The sequence below is a fragment of the Neobacillus drentensis genome, from assembly GCF_036966985.1.
GTDB lineage: Bacteria > Bacillota > Bacilli > Bacillales > Cytobacillaceae > Neobacillus > Neobacillus drentensis_E.
This window is the reverse complement of sequence record NZ_JBALSN010000172.1, coordinates 383-5,461: the sequence shown is the minus strand read 5'-3', so window position 1 is coordinate 5,461 and position 5,079 is coordinate 383. Positions and strand designations below refer to the sequence as shown.

Sequence of the window (5,079 nt, the reverse complement as noted above, 5' to 3'; positions counted from 1 at the left end):
ACAGGAGAGTGCGGCAGCGTTCAGGTGCCTGCCGGTAAATCTCCTGTGCAACTGCACCACCCATTGACAGACCCAAAATATGAGCGCTTTCAATTTTTAATTCATTTAATAAGCCGAGTATATCTAAGGCAAAGTTTTCTATTGATATTCCATCCGTCTTACTGCATTCTCCATGACCACGTAAGTCAGGGATGATCAACTCATACTGATCAGCCAATTCAAATTGGTCTTCCCACCCTTCTTTTACTTCACCTAAACCATGGATCAAGACCAACGGGTCGCCTGTACCTATATGCATATAAGGCACTCCCAATTTACTAACTCTTGCTTTTTTCATTTCACACCACCTTTTTATTTTTATTAGTTTATTGCCAAATAGAGGGAAGTGTAGACACCAATTTTTGACTTATACTCATAAATATTTGCTGAGTTGACAAAATATTACTCATAGGTGTAAAATACATATATAGGGTGAGGTGATAAAGATATGGTGAATCAGGACAATCAAACGATTAATCCATCAAAAAACTTTGTGCTGCCATTTATTTTATTGCTACTTAGCAGGGTGTCACTTCATGGGTATGAACTTATCCAGAAGCTAGAGGCATTCGGGTTTAAGACGCTTGACCAGGGGAATTTATACAGACTGTTAAGACAACTAGAAAAGGACGAGCTTCTATCCTCAGAATGGGATACAACTGGGAGCGGTCCTGCTAAAAGAAAATATTCAATAACTAAAGCGGGAATTACATACTTATCGAGTTATGCCAACCAACTAGAATCCTACCAATCGTTATTGGATCAATTTTTCAAAATGTATACCAGTTTCTTTGAGCTCTATATTCCTTCGTTCCAAAAGAAGGATCCAATAGAGAAAGTCAATAATAGAAAGAGGAGGAAAGACGATGGCACAGAAGAAAAATGAAACGGTTCAAGCTGCTAAAGAAACAAATGTACCAACAGCAGAAGAATCGGTGACTGTAGGATCATTTGTAAACACGTTTTGGGATCAATTTGAACTATCAAGTGAACGGGCAGAACAGCTTCGGGAGAATAGAGAGGATGCATACATTAATGCATTAAAAGAGGTCATTAAATTCAATAAGCAATTTAGAAAATCGGTTGCAAATTTGTATGACCAGTCGAAAAAAACAAACAAAGAGATGGTTTCTGAACTAATGCATCAATTTTCATTCGGTAAAGAAGAAATTAAAGATGAGAATTTACCAATGAATGAGAGAGAAGAACTTAAGAAACAGGTTTTAGAGGTTTCTGGACAGTTAGAGAACCTTGCATTAACGCCAATTAAATCAGTTTTCCATATTGTTGACCAATTGGAAGATACATTTGAAAAAAATGCAGAATCGAGCGTAGCTTTTGATCGTGACCGACGCAATGCATGGCAGCAGGTTAGGAAGGAATATATTAAATTAGCAAGAGATACACATTTAAACATTATTGACCGAAGCAAAGGTAGTCTTAAAGAATTTGTAAAGATTCAGTAACTACTAGGTATTAACTTCTAAGGAGAATCAACAGCATTGAATAATATAAGCATCGATTGCAAGTCAAAAGAACCACAATCTCTTTTCTTAAAATTATAGAGATTGTGGTTCTTTTTATTTGTTGAAGGAATCTAAGTATAGAAATATTAGACATTTAATTGCATATTACCCAGTAATTACCACTGAAATATAAATGTAATAAAATTATTACTCATTTGACAAAGATAGTTGATATACTTTTAGTTGGGACAAAATAAGATGATATTGGAAAGTTTATATGAAGAATGACCTACATAATTGGATAGCTTAGATTATTAAATTGGTAATTACATAGGAATTTTGTCGTGTGACCTAGAAATTAAAATACATTAAATCGTCTTAGATGCTTGATGTCTATTTTAAAAAGGCAGGGGAACCAGATTGAAAAAGAAGATAATCGCACTATGTACGACCATTTTTATGGGACTCGGGAGTGTTTTCTCTTGTCCAGCAGTATATGCAAAGGAAAATAAACTTAAAAGTGTACAGGATCAGCGAACAGGTCTTCAAACAGATATTTCAAAAGCAAATATAGAAATTTTTCAAGTCCAAGATGAATTAATTAAACTAGCTGAACAAATTAACAGAGTTGAGCAAGCCATTAAAGATAATAATAAAATGATTGTTCAAACAGAAGAAAAGGTAAAAGCCTTACAGTCCCAAGTGCAGGATCTTCAGCTAGAAATAACAACCATTCAAGAGAGAATTAATAAACGCAATGAATTAATAAAAAAACGTGCCTTATCGCTTCAAGAAAATGGTGGTCAGGTTAGCTATATTCACGTTTTTCTAGGTTCTTCAAGCTTTAGTGATTTTGTAGAAAGACTTGGTGCGGTTGCATCTTTGGTGGAAGCAGACCAAGACCTAGTTAAACAGTATAAAGAGGATCAGAATGAAGTCCAAACAAAACAATCTTCAGTAGTGAAAAAGTTAAACGAATTGCAAAGTATGAAAACAGAACTTTTAGGGATGCAAGAACAAATATTAGAACAAAAAGAGCAAAATGATGCATTAAAAGCGGAACTTAAGTTGAAAGAGCAGGAAAAACTTTCTGAGAAAGCTGATCTACAACAGAAAGATGGTACACTGGCAATAAAAGAAGCGCTATTAATAAACGAAGCCCAAAATTCTAAAGGTACAGATAAGAATAATGAAACCGTTAATGTGAATGTTCCTTTGCCTACAACCACGAATGAAGCGATTAATGTGGTCATTCATGCTGGAGAAAAATATATTGGAAACTCTGTCTATGTATTTGGCGGGGGGAGAAACTCTTATGACGTTGCCCAAGGTAGATTTGATTGTTCCGGATTTGTTGCGTGGGCCTTTAGACAGGCAGGAATTAAAGTGGGCGCTCATACAGATATCCTAAAAAATACTGGCACAAGAGTTACCCTAAGTGAGGCGCGTCCTGGAGATCTAGTATTCTTTGACACTTATAAAATTGATGGGCATGTAGGGATTTACCTTGGCGGAGGTAAATTTATTGGTTCTCAAAGTTCAACCGGAATAGCAGTTGCAGATTTAACACAAGGATTTTACAAAAAGAAGTTTAATGGGCGTGTTATGAGAATCATCAACGACTAACAATAAAGAGAAGCGATGCTTCAATGCATCGCTTCTTTTTATTGCTGCTGCCTGCTTAGTAAATACTTTAAATTTGTTTTCATTTGGATAAGTTCATCCTCACTTTTTGGTTCCAATTCAACTTCGCCGCCCTCGTTAAACCTTAACTGGAATTGGGGAAGATTTGAATTATTAGCTGTTACACGATGTGCTAATAATTTAATCTTTTTAAAACCAATATTACCAGAAGATGGTAAGTGGTGATCGACAAATACAGTATTTGTAACATGAAGGGTTAAATTGTTGAAAAGGACTGTTTCTTTAGGATTCATATCGAATGTAACAATCCCCTTAGGCGATTGAACTAATTTTTTTATACGTAAACCCTTTGCTGAAAGATTTTCAAATTTCAATTCAAGCATTGGCCGAGCTTTCTCTACCGCCGTATCTTCAGTTATGATGACAGGGTCTTCTAAGGTACCCTCTATTTGATCAGCTTCAATAATAAATCCAATAATTATGGAATTGCTTGCAAAACTATCCTTGGTTGGTATAAACACTCCACCCAAAATGAGAACCAAAATGATTAAAAACTTATAAATATTAGTTCTTTCCAAAGCGATCACCGTTTCTGCGAATGCTATTAATATTTCTTAAATTAGCTCACCTGTTTGTTTAACAAGCCTTAATATAAGGTACTGCATTAAACTATTATTCTGATAATGTATCTTTACCTGATGCTACTTCCTTCTCTGCGAAATTATCGTTTTTTGACTCTTGTTCTGCCGGTTTTGATGCAATCTCAGGCTTCCAAGCAATCAGCATCGAACCGCCAATGATACCGAGAATGGTACCAATGAGGAATCCGCCTAGTGCACCCATTATAGAAAGAACTGAAGCAAAAATAGCCAAAACACCAAGAAGGGTTGAAAGCCTTGGCATAATAAACGTCAAGACACCCATTAACAACGTCAGCCCGCCTAAGAAGAAGCCCACAAATAGGATACTTCCTGGGGCAGCTGCTACTTCATAAAGTTTTGCAGGTACCCATAAAATGATCAGTCCAGAAAGGATACACAAGGTCGCCCCCCAAAAAGGGCGCCTTGCTCTCCAACTCTTAAACCGCTCACGTTTTGAATAAGTAGAGTTCATATTTATCATCCTTACTCAATATTCTGTGATGGTTAAATTAGTTTAGCTTTTCGAAGTAAACCTTCATTCCTGGTAAACTTACAGTTTTTTGGAAAAGATATAATGTTTGTAAATTACCATTTTCAATTGTGATGGTATTGGCCTTTTGAGTAAATTCCTTAGCCAGTGCTTCTGCTCTTTGTGCCGGGTCAGTGAGGTCATAATTTCCAATGTAATTTTCGGACATTGTTAGTTCTTCAAATTTGGCATCCCCATTTACCATTGTTGCTTTTTGAAGAAGTCCATTAATCTCAACTGGTTTGTCAGAGGTAATAACAACCCGAATCCCAAGAGCAGGGATCGCTTTAGAAATTTCTAAGCCATTAATCGTTGCTTTGTCAATAGCATTGACGGCAACTGGATTATTTTTAGTGGTTGCTCCGTCCGCAACGCCACCATATAATTGGAATCCTTCGCCTACCAGTTTGTCGAATTTGACAGTAAATTCACCAAAACCACTTAATGGAGCTGCAACGGCTACACCTGTAATTCCAAAAATACTTAGCAGCATTCCTAAGAACAAAAAACCGCCAATTAAAGCATAGACCAACTTCTTCTTAACTGTTTGCCCGCCAATAATTACTGATTCTGCTGTTAAATTCATTCCCTTTCCTCCTTTTGTATTATAAACCGTGCAAGCAATACAGGTTTTTGTAAGTGCTTACACCATTCGTCACAATTTTATGATAAATTAACAGTTTCCGAAATCCCTACATTTGTAGGAAGATTATCAGTAGCTAGGTTATGTTAAAGCTTATTGTTGATTTTGGCACCCTGT

Annotated in this window: 7 protein-coding genes; 3 read left to right on the top strand and 4 right to left on the bottom strand. The window is 36.2% G+C overall.

The features are described from left to right. The coding region (locus V7659_RS11750; protein WP_335540172.1) for an alpha/beta fold hydrolase at window positions 1–337 on the bottom strand (337 nt) is incomplete at its 3' end. Window positions 338–487: 150 nt separating this feature from the next. Between V7659_RS11750 and phaQ the strand changes: the two genes are divergently transcribed. The 3 genes from phaQ to V7659_RS11735 all read left to right on the top strand — a co-directional run bounded on the left by phaQ (window position 488) and on the right by V7659_RS11735 (window position 3,131). After that, complete coding sequence (gene phaQ, locus V7659_RS11745) at window positions 488–925, top strand: poly-beta-hydroxybutyrate-responsive repressor (protein ID WP_335540171.1); 438 nt, start codon at window positions 488–490, stop codon at window positions 923–925. Then, the gene (locus V7659_RS11740) at window positions 906–1,505 is read left to right on the top strand and encodes a hypothetical protein (RefSeq protein ID WP_335540170.1); all 600 of its coding nucleotides are present in this window, start codon (window positions 906–908) and stop codon (window positions 1,503–1,505) included. Before phaQ ends, V7659_RS11740 begins: the two co-directional genes overlap by 20 nt. Window positions 1,506–1,925: 420 nt before the next feature. Continuing rightward, entirely contained in the window at window positions 1,926–3,131 is a 1,206-nt protein-coding gene (locus tag V7659_RS11735; RefSeq protein ID WP_335540169.1) for a coiled-coil domain-containing protein, read from the top strand. Between the two features lie 38 nt (window positions 3,132–3,169). On the opposite strand, the gene V7659_RS11730 is transcribed toward V7659_RS11735, so the two are convergent. From V7659_RS11730 to V7659_RS11720, 3 genes are all read right to left on the bottom strand, one after another. Continuing rightward, window positions 3,170–3,727 (bottom strand): hypothetical protein, encoded by a 558-nt coding sequence (locus tag V7659_RS11730; protein ID WP_335540168.1) that lies wholly within the window; start codon window positions 3,725–3,727, stop codon window positions 3,170–3,172. A gap of 94 nt (window positions 3,728–3,821) precedes the next feature. Further along, window positions 3,822–4,262, bottom strand: coding sequence for a DUF6114 domain-containing protein (locus tag V7659_RS11725; RefSeq protein WP_335540167.1), 441 nt, complete (start codon window positions 4,260–4,262; stop codon window positions 3,822–3,824). Between the two features lie 37 nt (window positions 4,263–4,299). Next, window positions 4,300–4,905: a DUF6230 family protein gene (locus V7659_RS11720; protein WP_335540166.1), complete on the bottom strand. Its 606-nt coding sequence runs from the start codon at window positions 4,903–4,905 to the stop codon at window positions 4,300–4,302. Window positions 4,906–5,079: the final 174 nt, after the last annotated feature.

What these genes read in the sequence shown, in the direction of transcription:
- phaQ (WP_335540171.1), top strand. Translation starts at nt 488, where the DNA reads ATGGTGAATCAGGACAATCAAACGATTAATCCATCAAAAAACTTTGTG.
- V7659_RS11740 (WP_335540170.1), top strand. Translation starts at nt 906, where the DNA reads ATGGCACAGAAGAAAAATGAAACGGTTCAAGCTGCTAAAGAAACAAAT.
- V7659_RS11725 (WP_335540167.1), bottom strand. Translation starts at nt 4,262, where the DNA reads ATGAACTCTACTTATTCAAAACGTGAGCGGTTTAAGAGTTGGAGAGCA.
- V7659_RS11720 (WP_335540166.1), bottom strand. Translation starts at nt 4,905, where the DNA reads ATGAATTTAACAGCAGAATCAGTAATTATTGGCGGGCAAACAGTTAAG.